Genomic DNA, 20,904 nt, shown 5'->3' with positions numbered 1-20,904 from the left:
CTTACTGGAGCGTGACCCGCTCCTCGTCGGGGTCAGACCGGCCGAAGAACTGCATGAGCTGGATCAGGAGCTCGCAGCGCTGCGACAAGGTGTCCGCCTCGAGCAGCGCCTGTTTGGCCGCCGGGTCGAACGGCGCGATCTGGCTGACGCCGTCGATCAGGGTGCGGTCGTCGAGCCTCGCGACCGAGTCCCAGTCGACGATGTAGCCCTGCGCATCGGCAAAGGCGCGCGCCTCCTGCTCGAAACCGGCACGCTCGACGCTGGCGAGCGCCGCCTCGCCGTCGTCCTGGATCAGGTCGGCCTCGACCTGACGGAACGGCGTGGTCACCTCGAGCTCGCGGCGCACGCGGAAGCGCGATTCGCCAGCGAGCACGATATTGTAACGCCCGTCGTCCAGCGCCTCGACCTCGTCGATCTTTCCGACGCAGCCGACCGCATAGAGCGGCGCCCCTTCCGCCGCCGACTGCGGCTGGATCATCGCGATCCTCCTGTCGCGCGCGAGCGCATTGCCGACGAGCGCCCGGTAACGCGGCTCGAAGATGTGGAGCGGCAGGTGCAGTCCCGGAAACAGGATCGCGCCAGGCAGCGGAAAGATAGACAGGCGGGTCGCCACGGCTATCCGAACAGCACGGTGGACAGCTTGCGGCGGGTGGCGACGGCCCAGGGGTCCTCCAGCCCGACCGCCTCGAACATCTTGACGAGCCGCGCGCGGGCCGCGCCGTCGTTCCATTCGCGGTCGGTGCGGATCATGCCGAGCAGCGTCTCGCCGGCCGCCTCGCGGTCGCCGTTCGCGAACGCGGCCTCGGCATAGGCCATCTGCGCTTCCATGTCGGTAGGCCGTTCCGCCGCGGCGGCGCGCAGCGCCTGCAATTCGCTGTCATCGACCCGCTCGCCGGCCAGTTCGAGCGCCGACAGCGCCGTGCCTACCGCGGGATCGGCGGCCAGTTTCTCGTCCAGCGTTGCAGCGTGCGCCTGCGCTTCGTCGGCGCGACCGGCCGCCACGAGGGCGCGGATGAGCCCGGCGTGCGCCGGAGCGCTCTCGGGCGCCATCTCGACCACCTGCGAGAAGATGCCCGCCGCGCGCTCGGCATCGCCTTCGGCAAGCACGCTCTCGCCCATCTCGACGAACTGCGCGACGTCGGTGCCGGCCTGCCGTTCGGTGTCGCCGCCGACAGGCAGCTGGCCGAGCAGCTGGTCGAGCATCGACTTCAGCTGCGTTTCGGTGCGGGCGTTGGTGAGGTCGGCGACCGGCTGCCCCTGAAACATCGCATAAACGGTGGGAATCGACCGCACCTGGAACTGCGCGGCGATGAACTGTTCCTCGTCGACGTTGATCTTCGCGAGCACGACGCCCTTGTCCGCATATTCGGCGCAGACCTTTTCAAGCACCGGCGTGAGCGCCTTGCACGGCCCGCACCACTCGGCCCAGAAATCGAGCACGACCAGGCTGGTCATCGACGGTTCGACGATGTCCTTGCGAAAGCGGTCGACCGCCTTCTGCTCCTCGAGGTTCAAACCCATGCTGGCCACGTGCCGGTCCCCTTGCGTGTCTAGGTCGAAATTGGATTTCGGGGCCAATGTGGGCCTTCGACCGCGTTTGTGAAGCGAAAAGCGGCACCTGCAGGCTGCGGCTATTTTGCGCTTGCGGCCCCTCGCACCTGTTGCTAATCGCGCGCCTCCCCGGCCCGGGACCACGGTTCCAGGCCAGCGCCAGTGAGCGGGCGTAGCTCAGGGGTAGAGCACAACCTTGCCAAGGTTGGGGTCGAGAGTTCGAATCTCTTCGCCCGCTCCATTCTTCCGGATTATCGCATCGCCGCGCGTTTCGCGCCGCTGGCCGCACTTGCGCAAAGAAATCCCTTGAAGAGCGCGGCGGAAGCGCTAACTGGCGCCGCGTGACAATGTATCATCCCATCGGTCTTCGCGCCGCCATCCTCGCCTCGTCCCTTCTCACCGTCCCGGCATGGGCGCAGAGTGCGTCCCAGCCGCCGGCTCCGACTCCGGCTCCTGACGATTATCACTCTCGCGCGTCCGACCCGATCGTCGTGACCGCGGGCGGGTTGACCCAGCTGGACACACTGGCGGGCACGTCGGTCGTCGAGGGCGTCGAACTGCAGCGCAACCTCGCGGGCCAGGTTGGTGAGGTGCTCGCGCGCGAACCGGGAGTGACCGCCTCGGGCTTCTCGCCCGGCGCCTCGCGGCCCGTCCTGCGCGGGTTCTCGGGCGAGCGGGTCAAGGTCCTTATCGACGGCATTGGGGCGATCGATGCGTCGAACACCTCCGCCGATCACGCGGTCTCGATCGACCCGCTGACGGCCGAGCGGATCGAGGTCCTGCGTGGCCCCGCGGTCCTGCTGTACGGCAGTCAGGCGATCGGCGGCGCGGTCAATGTCATCGACAAGCGCATCCCGCAGCGCCGGCTCGAGGAGGCGGTCCACCTCGACGCGACCGTCGCTGCGGACACCGCCTATGATCTTCGGGAAGGCGGCGCCTCGCTCGACGTGCAAGTGGGCGGCGGCTTCGTGATCCATGCCGACGGTTCGTGGCGCGATACCGACGATGTGCGGATCCCCGGCTTCGTCGTGTCCCGCCGCCTCCGGTCGGACCTGCTCGAGGAAGCCGACGAGGAAGAAGCCGAGGGTCATGCCGACGAGGCGGCCGAGCTGCGCGAGGCGGCGGCACGCAAGGGCGTGCTGCCCGACAGCTTCACCCGCACATGGAGCGCGAACGGCGGCTTCGCGTTCTTCGAGGGCGATAGTTCGCTGGGCGCCTCGGTCGGTGTCTACGATACCATGTACGGCGTGCCCGGGCGCCCCGGCGCGGGTCACGGGCACGGCGACGAAGGCGAAGCGGGTGAAGAAGAAGGCGACGTGCCGATTTCGATCGGCCTCAGGCAATACCGCGCCGACCTGCGCGGACGCCTGGCGCTGGGTGACGGAGCCTTCAAGGCTCTGACGACCCGAGTGGGCTATTCGGATTACGCGCACACCGAGTTCGAAGGCGACGAGACCGGCACCGTCTTCGATGTCGAGGGCGTCGAGGCGCGCGCCGAACTGATCCAGAACCGCCGGGGCACGTGGCAGGGATCGCTGGGACTTCAGTACACCTTCCGCGACTTTCGCGCGACGGGCGCGGAAGCCTACGTCCCGCCGAACCTGACCGACCAGATCGCGTTTTTCGCGCTGCAGGAAGCCAAGGCGGGTCCGGTCGAGATCGAGCTTGCCGGCCGCTACGAACGCTCGCACGTCCAGTCCAATTACCTCGGTTTCGCGCGCAGCTTCGACGCGTTTTCAGGTGCACTCGGAATCGCCCACGAGACAGCCGCGGGCCTGCGCCTTGGCGCAAACCTGAGCCGCGTGGCCCGCGCACCGAGCGCCGAGGAACTGCTCGCAGAGGGGCCTCACATCGCGACGCAGGCCTACGAGATCGGCAATCCGGGCCTCGGGATCGAGCGCGCGTGGGGCATCGAGGGCTTCGTGCGCGGCAGCATCGGCCCCGGCACGATCAGCCTGGCCGCGTTCCGCAACCGGTTTTCGGGATACATCTATCAAGAGCAGACGGGCGAGGAGATCGAGGGGCTTCCAGTCCTCGAGACCGTCCAGCGGGCCGCGATCTACTCCGGCCTCGAGGGCGAGGTGACCTACCCGGTAATCAGCAGCGATTCGTTCCGCCTCGTCGCCGACCTGCGCGGCGACTACGTGCGCGCGTCGCTAAAGGACGGCACCCCGTTGCCGCGCATCCCCGCGATGTCGCTTCTCGGCGCGCTCGAGGCGCAGGCCGGCCGGTTCGACCTGAGGGGCGAGGTCCAGCGGGTCTTCGCGCAGCACCGCGTCGCACCGGGCGAGACGCCAACCGGCGGCTTCACTTTCGTCAACGCGTCGCTGGCGTGGAAGCCCCTCACCGGCAGCGACACCGTCACCGTGCTGCTGCAGGCCGACAACATCTTCGACGTCGAAGGCCGGCGCCACGCAAGCTTCACCAAGGATTTCGTCCCGCTGGCGGGCCGGAACCTCAAGCTGAGCGTCCGCGCAAGCTTCTAGCCGACCCGGCCGTCCCCGTCGCGGTCGGCGCTGCCGAGAGCTTCGGCGCGGCCTTCTGCCCGGGCGGCCCGAAGCTCGGCGTCGTGGGCGCGCGCCTCGGCCTCGGCGGCGGCGCGCTCGCCCTTGCGTTGGGCGCGCATGCGATCGTAGCCCCAGTACATGTGGCCATAGGCAAACACCATCAGCAGGCCGCCCGCGATCGCGACGTTTTTCAGTGCCTGCGCGGCCTGCATCGGGTCACCGAACTGGTTGTGGAAGAAGAACACGGTCAGCAGGGTGAAGCCGAAGAGCAGGATCGACACCAGCCGGGTCATGAATCCCAGCGCGAGCAGGAGGCCCGCGACCACCTCGAACACGCCGGTCGGCATCGCCAAGCTTGCGGGCAGGTTGGCCGATTGCAGCATTGCCGCAGGACCCGACGGGTCGATGATCTTGGGGATCCCTGCCAGCACGAACAGCAGCGCGAGCAGCAGGCGGCCGACGAAGGCGGCGATGGCGGACATGACGCGGTTCCTTTCCCCTGTTTCGCCGATGCAACGCACGGACCGATGCAAAGTTGCAGCGCGGCCTAGTCCTCGGGCGCGAAGGTGATCTCCGCATGTTCGCGCAGCCGCTCGACCAGCGCCTCGCCGAGAAAGGCCCCGGGAGTGCCGATGCCGCCCGGACCCCGGGTCTCGAGAAGCGCCATCCCGGTTTCGGCCAGCATCCGGCTGGTCGATCCGTAGCCCGGATCGTAACGGCCCTTGACCGCGTAGCGCAGCGATCGCCCGTCCGGCATCTCCGCGATGAACACCACGTCGTAGAAGCCGTTTTCGCGTTCTTCCTTCGTGGGGCCTTCACCCGGTTTGGGCGGCTTTGCACCGAAAGGGTTCTTCATCATGCCGGCCAGCGCGTCCGCGGCGGCCTTGCCGGCCTCTCCGGGGCTGGTGAGCATCATCTCGTCGTAGCGGAAGTCCGCGCCCCACGGGTGGTCCAGGAGGAAGTTGGTGCGGTGCACGTTCTTGGTATTGATCGGCGCCATCACGAACGGCGCGGCCCACCTGCCGAGGTCGTCCTCGTAGCGGGGTATCATCCCCGACGGCTGGTCGGGTCCTTCGAAGCCGGGCGTGAGGCCGAAACTGGAACGCAGGATGCCGAGCAGTGAGGGCTTCTTCGCGACCGCCTTCATCGTCTCGGTCAGGCTCGCGACCGTTCCGCCCGATGCGCCGCCCGACATCCCGCGCACCCGCGCTCGCACGCGCGGCGCGGGCGAGCCGAAGCGCGCTCTCGCTTCCTTCTGGGTCATCAGCACGCCGAGGTCGAAGGGGATCGAATCAAATCCCGACGAAAAGCAGATGCGCGCCCCGCTCGCCTTCGCGGCGGCCTCGTGCCGGTCGATCATCTGGCGCATCCAGACCGGCTCGCCGCACAAGTCGGCATAATCGGTTCCCGCGCGCACGCAGGCGGCGACAAGTTCCTCGCCATACAACTGGTACGGCCCGACCGTGGTCAGGACCACGCGAGTGCGATGGCACATCGCGTCGAGCGTGCCGGGATCGTCTGCATCGGCGATAACCAGCGGTGTGCCCGCGGGCGCGCCGATCAGATCGCGCACGTCTTCAAGCTTGGACTTGCTCCGGCCCGCCATCGCCCACCGCGGCGCATCAGCCTTGCCGCCGTACTCGCGCACGAAATGCTCGGCCACGAGCCGCCCGGTGTAGCCGGTTGCCCCGTAGACGACGATATCGAATTCCCTGTCCGCCATGCTCGCTCTCCTCGCAGCGAGGAATGCGCCCTGGCCAGGACCGAGTCAAAGCCGCTACGTCAGCGCCGTCCGCTCAGAGCCTCGGCAGCGTGACGCCGCGCTGGCCCATGTACTTGCCCGCGCGGTCGCGATAGCTCGTCTCGCACCGTTCGTTACCCTGCAGGAACAGGAACTGGCACGCGCCCTCGTTGGCGTAGATCCGGGCGGGCAGCGGGGTCGTGTTGGAGAACTCGAGCGTGACGTGCCCTTCCCAGCCGGGTTCGAGCGGGGTGACGTTCACGATGATCCCGCAGCGGGCATAGGTGCTCTTGCCGAGGCAGATCACCAGCACGTCCTCGGGCACGCGGAAGTATTCGACCGTCCGGGCAAGCGCGAACGAATTGGGCGGGATCACGCAGACGTCGGTCTTGCGATCGACGAACGAGTTCGCGGCGAAGTCCTTCGGATCGACCACCGCCGAATCGACGTTGGTAAAGATCTTGAACTCGTCGGCGACGCGCGCGTCGTAGCCGTAGCTCGACAGGCCGTAGCTGATGCAGCCCTCGCGGCGTTGCGCCTCGACGAAGGGCTCGATCATTCCGCGGGTCGTCGCCGCCTCGCGGATCCACCTGTCGGAGAGAATCGCCATGCGGCGGTGATTCCCCACCGCGCAGCGCGGGGCAAGCGCGCGCCCGGACTTATCCGGAGCGCGGGCTTACCCCCGCTTGCATCAGAACCTGACCGTACCGGTGACGAACACCTGCCGCGGGTTGCCGTAGAACGCTGTCAGCGTCTTCTCGGTGCCGAGACCGCCGCCCGGCAGGCCGTTCGCGCCGAGGATGAGCGCGCCCGTGGTCGGATTGGTCGCGACGAAGGTGTAACCCGAGGTCTTGTATTCCTTGTCGGTCAGGTTGCGTCCGTGGAGGCCCAGGCTCCAGCGTTTATCGGGCGCGGTGTAGACAAGGTTCGCATCCAGCAGCGCGTAACCCGGCTGGTCGATGAACGGGTTGGGAATTTCGAACTGGTAGGTCCGCGACCGGTACGACAGAGTCGTGCTAAAATCGAGGTCGCCTTCGCCGACCGGCGTCGAATAGGCAAGCGTCCCGCTGGCGGTCCACTTGGGCGTGTTCTGCACCTTGCGGAACTGCGCGACATCGGTCGGCACGCTCGCGATATTGGTGATATACTCGTCGTATTGCGCGTCAATGTAGCCGAGCGTTCCGGCCAGGCTAAGCCGGTCGCCGGCAGCCATCAGGTCGCGGCCGATGCGCGCGGTGGTTTCAAATTCGAGACCCTTGAAGGTTGCCTTGCCGGCGTTCGAAACAACGCCGCAGAACGTTACCACCCCGCCCGCGGTGCAGGGCACCGATCCGGGAATCTGCACATCGGTGTAATCCGCGTAGAAGCCGGCGAGCGCGACATAGAGCGCGCCGTCCATCAGGCTGCCCTTGTAACCGACCTCATAGCTGTCGACCTGCTCGGGCGCGAAGCTCAGGAACTGGGCGATCTCTTCGTTCGAGCGCACGCCGTCGCGGTTGAGATCGGGTGCATTGATGCCCACGCCGCGCGGGTCGAAGCCGCCACCCTTGAAGCCCTGGCTAAAGCTTGCATAGACGTTGTGATCCGGGGTTGGCTTGAAGCTGAGCGAGGCGCGCGGGGTGAATTTCCTGAACTCGCGGCTGCCCTTGAAGTCGGTCGCCGGGGCACCGGCCCTGACCCCTGCGCCCCCGAACACCGGCGAACCTCCACCGACGTAGTTCTGGCGCAGGATCGCGGCGGTGCGCTCGTCCCAGGTGTAGCGCCCGCCGAGCGAAAGGCTGAGCTGCTCGCTGAGGTCGAACGTCAGGTCGGCGAAGACCGCGTAGGTTTCGGTATCGACGTCGGCCTCGGTGAACGCGGTGAAGCCGGGCGAGGTCGTGAACAGGCGCACGTCGAACAGTGTGTCGGCCTGCGCGTCGAGATAGTAGAATCCGACCAGCGCCGACAGCGGCCCGCGGTCGTAGAGCAGCTGGAATTCCTGGCTGATCTGTTCGTTGCGGTAGATGCCGGGCACGTCGAGATCGACCGCGGGTAGCGCGTCGAAATCGATCGGGGTCGCCGTGTCGTCCTTGCGCCAAGCGCTGATCGAGCGAAGCGTGAACGCATCGGACAGGTCCACGCTGACGTTCATCGCCAGCCCGTAAGCCTCGACCTCCTGCTCGGGATCGTTGAGCCCGCCGCGGCTGTCGAACACGTTCCTCAGCACCGGGGCGCCCGAGGCGAGTCCGGGGATCAGGCGGTGGCCGCCGCGCGGATTGCTGTCGTCCTTGGTGTAGTCGCCCGAAATGCGGATGAGGACCGGCTCGCCGTATCCTCCCATCTCGAAAGTGCCGCGCGCGGCCCAGACATCCTTGTTGTAGTTCTCGAGCCCGGTGGTCAGGTTCTCGCCGAAGCCGTCGCGCGTCAACCGGGCGACCGCGCCTCCCACCCTTACGAGGTCGCCGATCGGCGCCGAACCGCTCACGATGCCGTCGAGCTGATTATAGGTGCCGTACGTCGCCTTGATCTTCATCGAGGGGTCTTGCGGCAGGGCCTTCGTCACGTACTTGACCGCGCCGCCGATCGTGTTGCGACCATACAGCGTGCCCTGCGGACCGCGCAGCACCTCGATCCGGTCGACCTCGTAGATGTCCATTACCGCCGCCTGCGGACGGTTGAGGTAGACATCGTCGAGATAGATCCCGACGCCCTGCTCGAAGCCCGAGACGGGGTCCTGCTGGCCGACACCGCGGATGAACGCGGACAGCGTCGAGTTGGTGCCGCGGCTGGCCTCGAGCGTGGTGTTCGGCGTGGTGTTGGCGATGTCGGTGATGTCGATCGCGCCAGCCTGCTCGAGCGCGGCGGCGCTGTAGGCGGTGACCGCGATCGGCACCTCGATCAGCGTCTCCTCGCGCCGGCGGGCGGTGACCACGATTCCGCCTTCCTCGCCGGTGGGCGCCGAGGCCGCGGGCTCGTTGGGCAGGTCCTGCGCGAAGGCGGGGGCGGCAACCGCGGTGGACGCGAGGGCGAGCGCGATGTGACTGGCGCGGGCGGTCAAGCGGATCATCAAGAGGTCTCCCGGAACGTGCGCGGCTGTGGTTTCCGCGATCGCGCCGTCCATATTGAAAGATGAACCACCTTTCAACTTTATTCTTGCCGCCGCGCCGCTGCGGGCCTATCCGTGGCGCCGTGGCCACAGGTTCCCGTTCCGCGGCGAGCGCCGCCAGCCCCGGCAAGGAGCCGCGTACCGCGCGGGGCCGCGAGACCTTGCGCAAGCTGCTCGACGCCGCCGCGAAGGAATTCGGCGACCTGGGGTTCCACGCCGCTTCCATCAGTGGGATCACCCGGCGCGCCGGGACTGCGCTCGGCAGCTTCTACACCTACTTCGACAGCAAGGAGGCGATCTTCTCGGCGCTGGTACGCGATATGAGCCGGGCGGTCGCCCAGACCGTCGCCGCCGAGGTTCCGCAAGCATCGAGCGGCATCGAGCGCGAGGCAGAGGCTCTCGCCGCGTTCCTTCGCTTCGCGCGCGAGCACAAGGAAATCTACCGGATCATCGACGAAGCCGAGTTCGCCGATCCCGCCAGTTACCGCGCGCACTACGAGGGCACCGCGAAGCGCATCGAGGGCCGCCTGGCCGCCGCGCAGGAGTTAGGCCTGCTTACGCCCGGCGACAACGAGGTGCGCGCCTGGGCACTGATGGGCGCGAACGTGTTCCTCGGCATGCGCTTCGGCGTGTGGGACGATAGTCGGCCGGTCGAGGATATCACCGCCGCGGTGAGCGCGCTGCTCGAAGATGGCCTCGCCCGGCGCTGACCGCGCGCCGGCTACGACGCAAGCAGGCTGGCGTTCCCCCCGGCCGCGGTGGTGTCGATGCAGACCACCCGCTCGGTCGCGAACCGGAGGACGTAATGTGGCCCCCCGGCCTTGGGTCCGGTGCCGGACAGTCCTTCGCCACCGAACGGCTGGCTTTCGACGACCGCGCCGATCTGGTTGCGATTGACGTAGAGATTGCCCACTCTCGCGAGCCGCTCGACGGTCCGCCGCGTCTCGGCGATCCGGCTGTGGAGACCGAGCGTCAGGCCGAAGCCGACCGAATTGATGTCGCCGATCACCCGTTCAAGCTCGTGCGCCGGGTATCGCGCCACGTGGAGGACGGGCCCGAAGTTCTCGCGGCGCAGGTCCTTGATCGAGGCGATCTCGATGATCGTCGGGGCGACGAAACACCCCTTGCCCGTGCCCTTGGACAGCTTGCGGCGCCAGACCGGTCGCCCTTCCTTCTTGCGCCGGGCGACGTGGCGCTCGAGCGCGGCGCGGGCATCCTCGTCGATCACGGGGCCGACGTCGGTGTCGAGCTCGGCCGGGTCGCCGATCTCGAGAGCTTCGAACCCGCCCTTGATCATCCGCATCATCTCGTCGGCGACGTCGTCCTGCAGATAGAGCACGCGCAGCGCGCTGCACCGCTGGCCCGCGCTCTGGAAAGCGCTGTTGACCACGTCGCGGGTGACCTGTTCGGGCAGCGCCGAACTGTCGACGATCATCGCGTTCTGGCCGCCGGTCTCCGCGATGAGCGTGGCGATCGGCCCTTCGCGCGCGGCAAGGCTGCGGTTGATCGCCTGCGCGGTCTGGGTCGAGCCGGTGAAGGCGACGCCCGCGATGCGCGGGTCCGACGTGATGAGCTGGCCCACCTCGCTCCCGCCCGGAAGCAGCTGGAACACCTCTTCCGGAATGCCCGCCTCGTGACACAGCCGGACCGCAAGCGCCGCGATCAACGGGGTCTGCTCGGCAGGCTTGGCGACGACCGTGTTGCCCGCCGCCAGCGCGGCGGCGGCCGGGCCGATGAAGATCGCGAGCGGGAAGTTCCACGGAGAAATCGTCGCGAACACCCCGCGTCCCGCAAGGCTCAGGCGGTTCTCCTCGCCTGTGGGGCCAGGGAGCGGGATCGGGGTCGAAAACAGCCGCCGCGCCTCGCCCGCGTAGAACCGCAGGAAATCGACCGCCTCGCGCACCTCGAGCACGCCGTCGACGAGGGTCTTGCCCGCCTCGCGCTGGCAGAGCGAGAGAAATTCCGGCGTATGCGCCTCGAAGGCATCGGCCGCGGCTTCGAGCAGGAGCGCCCGCTTCTCGCCGCCAAGGGCGTTCCAGCCCGGCTGGATCGCCTCGGCCCGGCCGATCGCCGCGGCGATTTCCTCGGCGGTGGCGTCGCGGCGTGCGCCGACCTCGTGCGTCAGGTCCTGCGGCGAGGTGATCGGCGCGACTTCGCCCGATTGTTCGCCCTGGAAAGTCGGACCGGCATCCCAGTGTCGGTCCTCCAGGCGCGCGAGTTCCTCCAGCAGCGGCCCCCGCACCAGCGGGTCGGCAAGGTCGACGCCTGCGCTATTCGCGCGATTGCCAAAGATGTCGGGTGGCAACGGGATCGACGGGTTGCGCTTGGGCTCCAGAGCGGACAGCTCGGCTATCGGATCGCCGGTTAGCTCCGCGACGGGCACGCCGGCATCGGCCATCCGGTTGACGAAGCTGGAATTGGCACCGTTTTCCAGCAGCCGGCGCACGAGGTACGCAAGCAGGTCCTTGTGCACGCCGACCGGTGCATAGATGCGAACGGGCGTCTTGCGGTCGCCCTCCAGCTTCGCGAGTTCGTCGTACACGTCCTCGCCCATCCCATGCAGGCGCTGGAACTCGAAGCTGCGCCCCCTGGACAGCGCCTTCACGGCACCGATCGTGTAGGCGTTGTGAGTGGCGAAAGCCGGGTAGATCGCGTCGGCCGCCTCGAACAGCTTCGCCGCGCAAGCGAGGTAGCTGACGTCGGTTGCGACCTTGCGGGTGAATACCGGGTAGTCGGCATAGCCGCCGACTTGCGAAAGCTTGATCTCGCTGTCCCAGTAGGCGCCCTTGACCAGCCGGACGAACAGCCGCCGTCCGTGCCGCCGCGCCAGCTTGGCGATCCAGTCGCACAAGTGGACCGCTCGCTTCTGGTAGGCCTGCACGGCAAGACCGAACCCGGTCCAGCCAGTCCCGTCAGCACGGGCGAACAGGTCGTCGTCGGCGACCAGCGCCTCGATAATGTCCATCGACAGCTCGAGCCGCTCGGCTTCCTCGGCGTCGATCGTGAAATGCATGCCGGCGTCGCGCGCCTTGCCGGCCAGTTCCTTGAGCATCGGCACCAGTTCCGCCGTCGCTGCCTCGGCGTGAAGGAAGTCGTAGCGCGGGTAGAGCGCGGACAGTTTCACCGAGATTCCAGGCGAGGTTTCCCAGCCCCTCTTCGTCTCGCGCGCGAGCCGGTCGATCGCCCGCTCGTAGCTCGCGCGGTAGCGGTTCGCGTCCTCGAACGTCATCGCCGCCTCGCCAAGCATGTCGAAGCTGTGGGTGAGTCCGCGCGCCCGCTCGGGCACGGCCCGCTTCAGGGCCTCGTCGATCGTGCGGCCGAACACGAACTGCCCGCCCAGAATGCGCATCGCCTGGAGGGTCGCCTTGCGGATCACCGGCTCGCCGAGCCGGTTCATGGCCCCGCGCAGGGTGCGCCCCATGCCGCGCTGGTGCAGTTCGGGCCGCTCGAGCACTTCACCCGTCAGCATGAGCGAGAAAGTCGCCGCGTTGACGAAGGTCGAGCTCGATTCGCCGAGATGCTCGCCCCAGTCGATATGGCCGATCTTGTCCTTTATCAGCGCATCCGCAGTCGCCGCGTCGGGCACACGCAGCAGGGCCTCCGCCAGGCACATCAGCGCGATGCCCTCTTCGGTGTCGAGGCCATAGGTCTGCAGAAACGCGTCCAGGCCGCTCGCCTTGCGCGCACGGGCGCCCTCGATCAGCCTCGAAGCGATGCGCGCCGCTTCTTCATGCACGGCCTCAGCAGGCGCGGCCATGCGGATGCGCTCGGAAGCGCAGGCGTTCTCCTCCATCCTGTAGGCAAGACGCAGGGCGTGGCGATCGACGGGAACAAGGCGCGACATGGCCCGCGCCCCTGCACCCGGTTTCCGCCGCAATCAAGCGTAGTGAGACGGTGGCTCAGTTGACCTGCCGCTCGCGCTCCTCCCAATACGGCGTGCGCAACTCGCGGCGCAGGATCTTTCCGGACGGATTCCGGGGCAGGACGTCAAGGAAATCGACGGTCTTGGGACACTTGAACCCGGCGATCCTGTCCCGCGCCCAGGCGATAACGGAATCGGCGTCGATCGCGCTGCCGGGTCGCGGGACGACGACCGCCTTCACGGCCTCGCCCCAGCGTTCGTCGGGCACGCCGATGACCGCCACGTCCGCGACGTCGGGATGGGCGTAAAGGGCGTTCTCGACCTCCGCCGGATAGACGTTCTCGCCGCCGGTGATGATCATGTCCTTGATCCTGTCCTGGATGAACAGATAGCCCTCTTCATCGAGAATCCCCGCGTCTCCCGTCCTCATCCACCCGTCGGCGCTGAGCACCCGCGCAGTCTCCTCGGGCTTTTTCCAGTAACCCGCCATGTTGGTCGGACTGTGAATGGCGACCTCGCCGATTTCTCCCGGCGGAAGCGGGTTGCCGGCTTCGTCGAGAATGCGAATTTCGACCCCGGGCAGCGCCTTGCCGGCCGAGCGCATGACCCGTTCGCGGCCCGGCCGGTGGTCTTCGGGACCCAGATATACGACCGTGCCGTAGGTTTCGGTCATCCCGTACATCTGGGCAAAATCGCATCCCAGCCGCTCGACCCCGCGCTGCAGCAGGTCGAGCGGTATCGGGCTCGCGCCATATGCCATGCCCTCCAGATTGGAGAAATCGGCGTTCTTTGCGTCCGGGTGGTCGAGCAGCATCGCGAGCGCCGCTGGCACGAGGAACGCCTGCTTGGCGCCATAGCGCTGGATGTCGCGGATGATCAGCGCGGGATCGAACTCGGTATGGACAATCAGCTGCTGCCCCGCGCCGACCGCGGCCGTGACCGCGCCGGCCCCAGCGATGTGCCCGAAGGGCATCGCGTGGATCAGGGTGTCGCCGGGCTGCGAGCTGAACCAGCCCGGCAGTTCCTTCTCGACGATCGGACGCAGGACCGTCGCGTTGCGGTGTGTGAGCATCACGCCCTTGGGCATCCCGGTCGTGCCCGAGGTGTAGAGCTGCAGGAAAACGTCGGACCGGTCGACGACGGTGTCGACGGGACTGTCCGGCTGGCCGGCGACCCACTCGTCGAACCGTTCGTCCATCACGATCCGCGGGCCATCGAATGCCTGATCCTCGAACTGCGGCTCGACGAACAGCACGCCGGCTTCCGATTCGCCAAGGATGGTCGAGACTTCCGCCGCCGCCAGGCGCCAGATCGCCGGCACCAGCACCATCCCGGCACGCGCGGTGCCCATGAAAAGCTGGCAGACCCGCGCCGAGTTCTTGCCGAGATAGGCGACCCGCGCGCCGTTCTTCAGGCCGAGCGCGGCCAGCCCGTTTGCGATGCGCGTCGCGTTCCGGTCATAGGTACGCCAGTCGACAGTAAGGTCGTCGTGCCGCAGCGCCACTGCATCGGGCATGGTGGCGGCCCACCGCGCCACCGCCTCGCCCAGCGTGCGCGACTTGTCCTCGTATTGCATCGGCCTCTCCCGGTCCGCCGGGTCGCCCCGGCGATTGCCTGTGCGGAACAGGTTGCCGAGAGCAACCGAGCGGCGCAAGCGGCTTTACGCGAAACCCTTTTCGAGGAACCGCAAGGCGCATCCGGCGAGCAGCGCGGACCCGCGCGGCAGCACGCTCTCGTCGACCACCATGCGAGTGGAATGGATCGAGCAGCACGAGCGCCAGTCGTCGCCCTCGTGCGCAACGCCGAGGAAGAACATCGCGCCGGGCACCTTCTCGAGGAGGTAGGAGAAGTCCTCTGCCCCCATGATCGGCGCAGGCAACGGGGTCCATGCATCATTGCCGAAGAGGTCGCCCGTGACCGCGCGGCCCAGTGCGACCGCCCGCTCGTCGCAGACGGTAACGGGAAAACCGTGGCGGATCGTCACCACGGCCTCGACCCCGTAACCCGCCGCGACTCCCCGCGCGGTCTGTTCGACCAGTTCGTGCACGAGCGCGCGGTTGGCGGGCGAAAGCGTGCGCATGGTCCCCCGCAGCCTGACCCGGTCGGGGATGACGTTGTGCGCCGTCCCGCCCTCGATCACCGTGACGGTGACGACGACCGCGTCGGCGGCGTTGAAGCGGCGGGTGACGGCCGCCTGCAACGCCGACACCACCGCGCATGCCGCCGGCACCGGATCGCGCGTGTCGTGCGGCATCGACGCGTGCCCGCCGCGCCCCTCGATGGCGATGTCGAACTCGTCGGCCGCGGCCATCAGCGGCCCGGCGCGTCCGGCAACCGCGCCATGCCGCGCGTTGGGCATCACGTGCAGCGCGAACGCAGCGTCAGGCAGCGGGTCTATCAGCCCGTCGTCGAGCATGTGCCGGGCGCCGTGGTACCCCTCCTCGCCGGGCTGGAACATGAACTGGACCTCGCCCGCGATCTCGTCGCGGCGAGCGCAGAGCAGCTCGGCCGCGCCCGCCAGCATCGCGGTATGCGTGTCGTGCCCGCAGGCGTGCATGCGTCCCGGGATCGTCGAGGCGAAATCGAGGCCCGTCTCTTCAGGCATCGGCAGCGCGTCCATGTCGCCGCGCAGGAGCACCCTGCCGTGCGAGGGGGCGCCCGCGCACGCGCCCCTGAGCGTTGCGACGGCGCCGGTTGTGGTCCCGCCCTCGCGCCATTCGAGCGGTAGATGGGCCAGGGCCTGGCGGACCTTGGCAAGCGTCAGCGGGGTCTGGAGCCCGATTTCGGGCTCGGCGTGGATCGCGCGGCGCAGCGAGACGATACGGTCGGAAATCGCGCGCGCCGAATCGAGCAGGTCAGGATGCAGCATGTCCGGCACGATAGCGCGACTTGAGGCGACGGGCGGCAAAAACTTGTGGCCCGCCACCGCCCCCTCCATCTAAGGGCGAGGTGACTGACATGGCCTCCACCAGCATTTCCTTGAACGACCGCCCGGCGCCGTGCGTCGGGGTGATCTTCAACCCGCGCAGCCACCGCAACGCGAAACTGCGCGAATCGGTCGCGGCGCTGCCGGGCGTGCACGTCGCTGCCCCGGACCGGCGGGGCGACCTGCGCCCGGTGCTCGAGGAATTCGCGACCAAGGGCGTGGCGTGCGTCGTCGTGAGCGGAGGCGACGGGACCGTGCGCGACGTGCTGACGGCCGGACTGCCGGTCTTTCGCGGCGACTGGCCCGAGCTGGCGGTGATCCCGGCGGGCAAGACCAACGCGCTCAACGTCGACCTGGGAGCGCCGAAGGACTGGAACGTGCGCGGCGTGATCGAGGCGATGGCGCACGGCCGCCGGGTGGTGCGCCGCCCGCTGATCGTGCGCGACCGCGAGAGCGGGGGCGAGCTTGCCGGTTTCATTTTCGGCGCAGGGATATTCACTACCGCGATCGCCGCCGGACAGGATGCGCACCGGCTCGGCGCCTTCGACAGCCTGGCGGTTGGCGCGACGACGGCCTGGGGCGTGGTTCAGGCGCTGCTCGGCACCGACCGGAACCGCTGGCGGCGCGGGGTCGAAATGACCGTCCGCACCGGCAAGGAGCGCAGCGAACTGCCGCGCAGCCGGTGGGGCGATCCTGCAAGACGCACGATGTTGCTGGCCTCAACGCTCGACCGTTTCCCCGCGGGCGCCAGGCCGTTTCCCCGTCTTCGCGGGCTGAAGCTTGCGGTGATCGACCATCCCCGCCGCCGGGTCATGGCGATGGTCCCGGCGATCGCGGCGGGATGGGAAAGCGACTGGCTCGCCCCGAACGGAGTCCACCGCTGCGCCACCGACCGTTTGGAAATCGACCTCTCCGACCGCTTCATTCTTGATGGCGAGGCCTTTCCGGCCGGGCGCTACGAAATCGTCGAGGGGCCGGAGCTGTCGTTCGTGGTTCCATGACCGGCGAACTTCAGGCCCGCATTGCGGCCTCTCTCGGCGCGCCTGTCCACCCCGCCGTCGTCGCCATCGCGGGCGAACTGGGCCAGGAAAACGGGGCGCGGGCGGTGCTGTTCTACGGATCGAACCTCAGGACCGGCTCGCTCGACGGGGTGCTCGATTTCTACGTCCTTCTGCCGGGTCCGCAGGTGGAGCGGATCTGGCCGCGCGTGTCGTACCGCGAATGGACCCGCGATGGACGGGTATTACGGGCCAAGATTGCGACCATGGCGCTCGACACTTTCGCCCGGGCGGCAGCGGGTGAATCACGCGACACGACGATCTGGGCGCGCTTCGTGCAGCCGGCAGGGCTCGTCTGGGCGCGCGACGAAGCGGCCCGCGCCGATGCCGTCGAGGCGATCGCAGGTGCGGCACGGACCGCCGCCCGCCTCGCCGCTGCGCTCGGCCCGAAACGCGGCCATCCGGAGGAGTTCTGGCGTGCCCTGTTCCGCGCGACCTACGAGGCCGAGTTCCGGGTCGAGAAGACGGGGCGCGAAAGCGATATACTGTCGGTCAATGCCGATCACTTCGATGGGCTTCTCCCGCTCGCGTGGGAGGCGGCAGGGATCGCCTTCGATCGCGAGAAGGGGCTCCTGGCACCGCACCTGCGCCAGGCCGAACGGCGGCGCGTCCTTGCCTGGTGGCGCGCCCGCGCCCGGCTCGGCAAGCCGCTGAACCTTTTGCGGCTGGTCAAGGCAAGCGCCACGTTCGACGGCGCGGCTGCATATGCGGCGTGGAAAATCGAGCGCCACACCGGCGTCCGCGTGGAGGTCACCCCGTGGCGGGAAAGGCATCCATTGCTCGCGGCGCCCGGCGTCCTGTGGCGGGTCTGGCGGACCCGCCGCGAGGCTCACATGTAGCGCATCTGGATGCGGATCGACTTGACCCCGTTGCCGACCGTGAACGCGGTCTTCTTGTAGCTCGGCTTGCCGAGGTTGAAGATGTTGATCGACGGGTTGTTCGACATGCCCCCGCCGTCGCTCATCAGGTCTGTTTCGCCATCGCCGTCGAGGTCGTGGCGGACCGCGATGCCATAGGACCCTGCACCCGGGACCGGCACGCAGAAGGTCATCGTTCCGGCCCTTGCCGGCGCCTCGACGCGGGCGAGCCAGCGGCCCTTGGCGAGCCATTCGCCCTGAGTGGCGCGATAGCTCTGCACGCGGATCCGGCCCTTTCCGGCCTTGACCCCGTCGACGGTGACGAGAACCGCGGGGCCGCTGTCGCTGCGGCACTGGCTCATGTCGTTGGCGATCTTCTCGCGGTACTGCGCCTGGACCGGCACGGCAGCGCCGAGCGCGAGCGCACCGGTGGCGAGCAAGGCAGCGGGAAGGCGGAGGCGGGTCGAGATCATGGGAGTGTCCATATGGCGGGAAAGGCGACCGGCTCAAGCCGTGATCGCCGCGAGGCCCCGGTGGTCGGATGCGAAACTGGCGTTGGCGGGCTGAATTTGCCCTGAATTGCCGGCAATCGTGTCTCCGTCCGGCACATCGCGGGATTTTGACCCCGGGGCGTGTGGAAAAGCGGGCCCGCTCGCTTGTGCCCGCGCGCGGCCGATGATTAAGCGAAGGAGCAGGCATCTGGAGCCCGATTGCATGGCCGCCCCGCTCATCAGCCCCTCCATCCTTTCCGCCGACTTCGCGCGGCTGGGGGAGGAAGTGCGCGCGATCGACGCGGCCGGCTGCGACTGGATCCACGTGGACGTGATGGACGGGCATTATGTCCCCAATCTCACGATCGGACCCGGGGTGGTGAAGGCTCTGCGTCCTCACACCGACAAGCCATTCGACGTCCACCTGATGGTCAGCCCGGTCGACAACTGGCTGGAAGCATTCGCCGACGCGGGCGCGGACATCATCACCGTGCATCCCGAAGCCGGCCCGCACGTCCACCGCACCGTCCAGGCGATCAGGACGCTCGGCAAGAAGGCTGGGATCAGCCTTAACCCCGCGACCCCCGCCAAGATGCTGGACTATCTCATCGACGAGATCGACCTCGTCCTCGTCATGAGCGTCAATCCGGGTTTCGGCGGGCAAAGCTTCATCTCGAGCCAGCTCCGCAAGATCGAGGCGGTTCGCAAGATGATCGACAAGTCCGGCCGGGAGATCCACCTCGAAGTCGACGGCGGGGTCGACGCGGTGACCGCGCGCCAGTGCGTCGATGCCGGGGCTGATGTGCTCGTGGCGGGCTCGGCGACATTCAAGGGCGGGCCGGATCGATACGCGGCCAACATCGCCGCGCTGAAAGGCGCGCAGTAATGGCAGACGCCGCGCTCGAGCAGGTCCGCGAGCGCGCTCCGGACACGAGCGGCGCGGCGCGCGCGCTACCGCTCGGCCCTGGCACCGACCCACATGCTCTCTACGAGGGGCCCGGCGAGGTCATCGAGCCGGGACGCGCACTCGCCATCGCCGATTTCGGCCCGCCCTCCGTCGGGGCGGGAGAGGCCCTGATCCGGCTCGCCTATCGCCTCGGCGTGTCGGGCAGCACGCTGGCGCGCCCGTTCGGCAAGCCGGCCAGGCCCCGCCTGCTCGGCACCGTCGAAAGCCCGTTGAGAGGCGAGCGCGCGCAAGGGGTGGCGCTGCGCGCAGGACATTTCTTTGTGCACGGCGTGAAGGCGCCGATCGCCCAGATGGATTTCGCACCCGCCGCGCCGCTGACGCCGCCGTTTGCGCGGGCGGTCCACGGGTTCACCTGGTTGCGCGACCTCGCCGCCTGCGCTCCGCGCGAACAGTGTACCGCGACCGCCGAGCGCGTGCTTGCCGCCTGGCTCAACGCCAATCCCGCGCCGGGCAAAGGCACGCCGTGGCACGTCGAGAACGCCGGGCTCCGCCTGCTGGGCTGGCTGGTCCACGCCCCGCTGATCCTGTCGGGCGACGGCAAGCTGCGCGCCCGCGCGCTGGCGGCGATGGAAACGACCGCGCGCTGGCTCGACCGCAGCGTCACCAGGGCGCCTGACGGACTTGGCCAGGTGACCGGGTGGACCGCGATCGTCGCAGCTGGCCTGCTGCTGCCTGACGGCAAGCCGCGGCGGCTCTACGGCGAAGCGGGGCTGATCAGAGCGCTCGGCGAGTTCGTGGCTGAAGACGGAGGGGCGCTCTCGCGCAGCCCGCTGGCGCAGATCGACGCGATCGCCCTGCTGGTCGAGCTCAAGGCCTGCTACCGCGCGGTCCGGCGCGAACCGCCCGCCGCGATCGACGCGATGCTGAACCTGTTGGTCCCCCCGCTCCTCGCCCTTACGCACGGAGACGGCGGGATCGGCTCGTGGCAGGGCGCGGGCGCGGTATCGGCCGAACGCATTTCGACCCTCGTTGCCGCGAGCGGGGTGCGCACGCGGCCGCTCAAGGAAGCGCGTCAGTGGGGCTACCAGCGGGCGACCGGGGGCAAGGCCGTGCTCCAGTTCGATGCCGCCCCGCCGCCGCTTGCGAAGCACGCGCGTTCGGGCTGCGCCTCGACGCTGGCGTTCGAACTGAGCCATGGTCCGCAGCGGATCGTCGTCAACTGCGGCGGCGCGGCGTTCGCCGGCGGGCAGGTGCCCGTGCGCATCGAGCAGGGCCTGCGCGCCACCGCTGCGCATTCCACGCTCGTGCTCGACGACGCCAACTCGACCGCCGTCCTGCTTCACGGCAAGCTCGGGGCGGGCGTCACGGAGGTCGAGATCGACCGCCGGATGATGCCGCTGGAAAACGGCACCGCGACCCGGCTCGAAGCGAGCCACGACGGCTACACGGGGCGGCATGGCCTCGTTCACCGCCGGATCCTCATCCTGCGTGACGACGGAAGCGAGCTGCGCGGCGAAGACCTGCTGGTTCCAGCCGGAAAGTCCGCCAAGCGCGGGAAGATCGGTTTCGCCCTGCGGTTCCACGTGGGTCCCGGGATCGAGCTCGGTCTGTCGGAGGACGGGCGGGGCGCAGGGCTGGCGCTGCCCGACGGCAGCTACTGGCAGTTCCGGCTGGGTCAGGCGGGCGACGGCGTGGACCTGTCGATCGAGGAGAGCCTGTGGGTCGACGGTCAGGGTCGTCCGCAGCCGATCCAGCAGATCGTCGCGCAGGGAATGACCCCCCGGAGCGGTGGCAGCTTCGCCTGGCTGTTCAAGAAAATGGGTTGACGGCGCTTCGGCCCCGTTGCGAGGGCGCTGGCGCTACAAATCCGCAGTGAACCGGGCACCCGCGGCGGCGGAACCGGCGGCTCGCATGACGAA

General features: G+C 68.5%; 16 protein-coding genes and 1 tRNA gene. 7 read left to right on the top strand and 10 right to left on the bottom strand.

Features of this window, described 5'->3' with window-relative positions; all coding sequences use genetic code 11:
* Position 1 precedes the first annotated feature (1 nt).
* Positions 2 to 613 carry an LON peptidase substrate-binding domain-containing protein gene (locus ACPV3N_RS09855; RefSeq protein ID WP_440117100.1) on the bottom strand — a complete coding sequence of 204 codons (612 nt, stop codon included), beginning with the start codon at positions 611 to 613 and terminating at the stop codon, positions 2 to 4.
* A 2-nt stretch (positions 614 to 615) separates the two neighbouring features.
* On the bottom strand, positions 616 to 1,521 hold the full coding sequence (locus ACPV3N_RS09850) for a tetratricopeptide repeat protein (RefSeq protein ID WP_440117521.1): 906 nt from the start codon (positions 1,519 to 1,521) through the stop codon (positions 616 to 618).
* 196 nt (positions 1,522 to 1,717) lie between these two features.
* Here ACPV3N_RS09850 and ACPV3N_RS09845 point away from each other — a divergent pair.
* Both ACPV3N_RS09845 and ACPV3N_RS09840 read left to right on the top strand, forming a co-directional pair.
* Positions 1,718 to 1,792, top strand: a tRNA-Gly gene (locus ACPV3N_RS09845).
* A gap of 106 nt (positions 1,793 to 1,898) precedes the next feature.
* Entirely contained in the window at positions 1,899 to 4,037 is a 2,139-nt protein-coding gene (locus ACPV3N_RS09840) for a TonB-dependent receptor (RefSeq protein ID WP_440117519.1), read from the top strand.
* On the opposite strand, the gene ACPV3N_RS09835 is transcribed toward ACPV3N_RS09840, so the two are convergent.
* From ACPV3N_RS09835 to ACPV3N_RS09820, 4 genes are all read right to left on the bottom strand, one after another.
* The gene (locus tag ACPV3N_RS09835) at positions 4,034 to 4,540 is read right to left on the bottom strand and encodes a DoxX family protein (RefSeq protein WP_440117098.1); all 507 of its coding nucleotides are present in this window, start codon (positions 4,538 to 4,540) and stop codon (positions 4,034 to 4,036) included. The two genes, ACPV3N_RS09840 and ACPV3N_RS09835, sit on opposite strands and share 4 nt — an antisense overlap.
* A gap of 65 nt (positions 4,541 to 4,605) precedes the next feature.
* Positions 4,606 to 5,781 (bottom strand): saccharopine dehydrogenase family protein, encoded by a 1,176-nt coding sequence (locus ACPV3N_RS09830; protein WP_440117096.1) that lies wholly within the window; start codon positions 5,779 to 5,781, stop codon positions 4,606 to 4,608.
* A gap of 73 nt (positions 5,782 to 5,854) precedes the next feature.
* On the bottom strand, positions 5,855 to 6,409 hold the full coding sequence (gene dcd, locus ACPV3N_RS09825) for a dCTP deaminase (protein WP_440117094.1): 555 nt from the start codon (positions 6,407 to 6,409) through the stop codon (positions 5,855 to 5,857).
* Between the two features lie 81 nt (positions 6,410 to 6,490).
* Positions 6,491 to 8,845, bottom strand: a complete 2,355-nt coding sequence (locus ACPV3N_RS09820; protein WP_440117092.1) for a TonB-dependent receptor — start codon at positions 8,843 to 8,845, stop codon at positions 6,491 to 6,493.
* A 122-nt stretch (positions 8,846 to 8,967) separates the two neighbouring features.
* Between ACPV3N_RS09820 and ACPV3N_RS09815 the strand changes: the two genes are divergently transcribed.
* Complete coding sequence (locus ACPV3N_RS09815) at positions 8,968 to 9,594, top strand: TetR/AcrR family transcriptional regulator (protein ID WP_440117090.1); 627 nt, start codon at positions 8,968 to 8,970, stop codon at positions 9,592 to 9,594.
* A gap of 11 nt (positions 9,595 to 9,605) precedes the next feature.
* Here the strand turns inward: ACPV3N_RS09815 and putA are convergent, their stop codons facing one another.
* Genes putA through ACPV3N_RS09800 form a run of 3 tightly spaced genes read right to left on the bottom strand, consistent with a single transcriptional unit; the run spans position 9,606 to position 15,615 of the window.
* Positions 9,606 to 12,728, bottom strand: a complete 3,123-nt coding sequence (gene putA, locus ACPV3N_RS09810; protein ID WP_440117088.1) for a bifunctional proline dehydrogenase/L-glutamate gamma-semialdehyde dehydrogenase PutA — start codon at positions 12,726 to 12,728, stop codon at positions 9,606 to 9,608.
* A 55-nt stretch (positions 12,729 to 12,783) separates the two neighbouring features.
* Positions 12,784 to 14,400, bottom strand: coding sequence for a long-chain-fatty-acid--CoA ligase (locus tag ACPV3N_RS09805; protein ID WP_440117086.1), 1,617 nt, complete (start codon positions 14,398 to 14,400; stop codon positions 12,784 to 12,786).
* Between the two features lie 6 nt (positions 14,401 to 14,406).
* Entirely contained in the window at positions 14,407 to 15,615 is a 1,209-nt protein-coding gene (locus ACPV3N_RS09800) for a M20 metallopeptidase family protein (protein WP_440117084.1), read from the bottom strand.
* An 89-nt stretch (positions 15,616 to 15,704) separates the two neighbouring features.
* Between ACPV3N_RS09800 and ACPV3N_RS09795 the strand changes: the two genes are divergently transcribed.
* Together ACPV3N_RS09795 and ACPV3N_RS09790 are read left to right on the top strand one after the other, a co-directional pair.
* A complete protein-coding gene (locus ACPV3N_RS09795; RefSeq protein ID WP_440117082.1) occupies positions 15,705 to 16,673 on the top strand; it encodes a diacylglycerol/lipid kinase family protein in 969 nt (322 codons plus the stop codon).
* Positions 16,670 to 17,569 (top strand): hypothetical protein, encoded by a 900-nt coding sequence (locus ACPV3N_RS09790; protein WP_440117080.1) that lies wholly within the window; start codon positions 16,670 to 16,672, stop codon positions 17,567 to 17,569. Before ACPV3N_RS09795 ends, ACPV3N_RS09790 begins: the two co-directional genes overlap by 4 nt.
* On the opposite strand, the gene ACPV3N_RS09785 is transcribed toward ACPV3N_RS09790, so the two are convergent.
* Positions 17,560 to 18,060 carry a DUF2141 domain-containing protein gene (locus tag ACPV3N_RS09785; RefSeq protein ID WP_440117078.1) on the bottom strand — a complete coding sequence of 167 codons (501 nt, stop codon included), beginning with the start codon at positions 18,058 to 18,060 and terminating at the stop codon, positions 17,560 to 17,562. The genes ACPV3N_RS09790 and ACPV3N_RS09785 overlap by 10 nt on opposite strands.
* Positions 18,061 to 18,301: 241 nt before the next feature.
* Here ACPV3N_RS09785 and rpe point away from each other — a divergent pair, with 241 nt between their 5' ends.
* Together rpe and ACPV3N_RS09775 are read left to right on the top strand one after the other, a co-directional pair.
* Complete coding sequence (gene rpe / locus ACPV3N_RS09780) at positions 18,302 to 18,964, top strand: ribulose-phosphate 3-epimerase (protein WP_440117076.1); 663 nt, start codon at positions 18,302 to 18,304, stop codon at positions 18,962 to 18,964.
* Entirely contained in the window at positions 18,964 to 20,811 is a 1,848-nt protein-coding gene (locus tag ACPV3N_RS09775) for a heparinase II/III family protein (protein ID WP_440117074.1), read from the top strand. The genes rpe and ACPV3N_RS09775 overlap by 1 nt, the downstream gene beginning before the upstream one ends.
* The last annotated feature ends 93 nt before the right edge of the window (positions 20,812 to 20,904 follow it).

It is taken from the genome of Tsuneonella sediminis (assembly GCF_051912845.1).
Taxonomy (GTDB): domain Bacteria; phylum Pseudomonadota; class Alphaproteobacteria; order Sphingomonadales; family Sphingomonadaceae; genus Tsuneonella; species Tsuneonella sediminis.
This window is presented reverse-complemented; position numbering and strand designations above follow the sequence as displayed.

Excerpts from the sequence above, each read along its gene's own strand:
- ACPV3N_RS09795 (WP_440117082.1), top strand. The coding sequence starts at position 15,705 with ATGGCCTCCACCAGCATTTCCTTGAACGACCGCCCGGCGCCGTGCGTC.
- ACPV3N_RS09835 (WP_440117098.1), bottom strand. The coding sequence starts at position 4,540 with ATGTCCGCCATCGCCGCCTTCGTCGGCCGCCTGCTGCTCGCGCTGCTG.
- ACPV3N_RS09790 (WP_440117080.1), top strand. The coding sequence starts at position 16,670 with ATGACCGGCGAACTTCAGGCCCGCATTGCGGCCTCTCTCGGCGCGCCT.
- ACPV3N_RS09800 (WP_440117084.1), bottom strand. The coding sequence starts at position 15,615 with ATGCTGCATCCTGACCTGCTCGATTCGGCGCGCGCGATTTCCGACCGT.
- ACPV3N_RS09840 (WP_440117519.1), top strand. The coding sequence starts at position 1,899 with ATGTATCATCCCATCGGTCTTCGCGCCGCCATCCTCGCCTCGTCCCTT.
- dcd (WP_440117094.1), bottom strand. The coding sequence starts at position 6,409 with ATGGCGATTCTCTCCGACAGGTGGATCCGCGAGGCGGCGACGACCCGC.
- ACPV3N_RS09850 (WP_440117521.1), bottom strand. The coding sequence starts at position 1,521 with ATGGGTTTGAACCTCGAGGAGCAGAAGGCGGTCGACCGCTTTCGCAAG.
- ACPV3N_RS09820 (WP_440117092.1), bottom strand. The coding sequence starts at position 8,845 with ATGATCCGCTTGACCGCCCGCGCCAGTCACATCGCGCTCGCCCTCGCG.
- ACPV3N_RS09830 (WP_440117096.1), bottom strand. The coding sequence starts at position 5,781 with ATGGCGGACAGGGAATTCGATATCGTCGTCTACGGGGCAACCGGCTAC.
- putA (WP_440117088.1), bottom strand. The coding sequence starts at position 12,728 with ATGTCGCGCCTTGTTCCCGTCGATCGCCACGCCCTGCGTCTTGCCTAC.
- ACPV3N_RS09775 (WP_440117074.1), top strand. The coding sequence starts at position 18,964 with ATGGCAGACGCCGCGCTCGAGCAGGTCCGCGAGCGCGCTCCGGACACG.
- rpe (WP_440117076.1), top strand. The coding sequence starts at position 18,302 with ATGGCCGCCCCGCTCATCAGCCCCTCCATCCTTTCCGCCGACTTCGCG.
- ACPV3N_RS09785 (WP_440117078.1), bottom strand. The coding sequence starts at position 18,060 with ATGATCTCGACCCGCCTCCGCCTTCCCGCTGCCTTGCTCGCCACCGGT.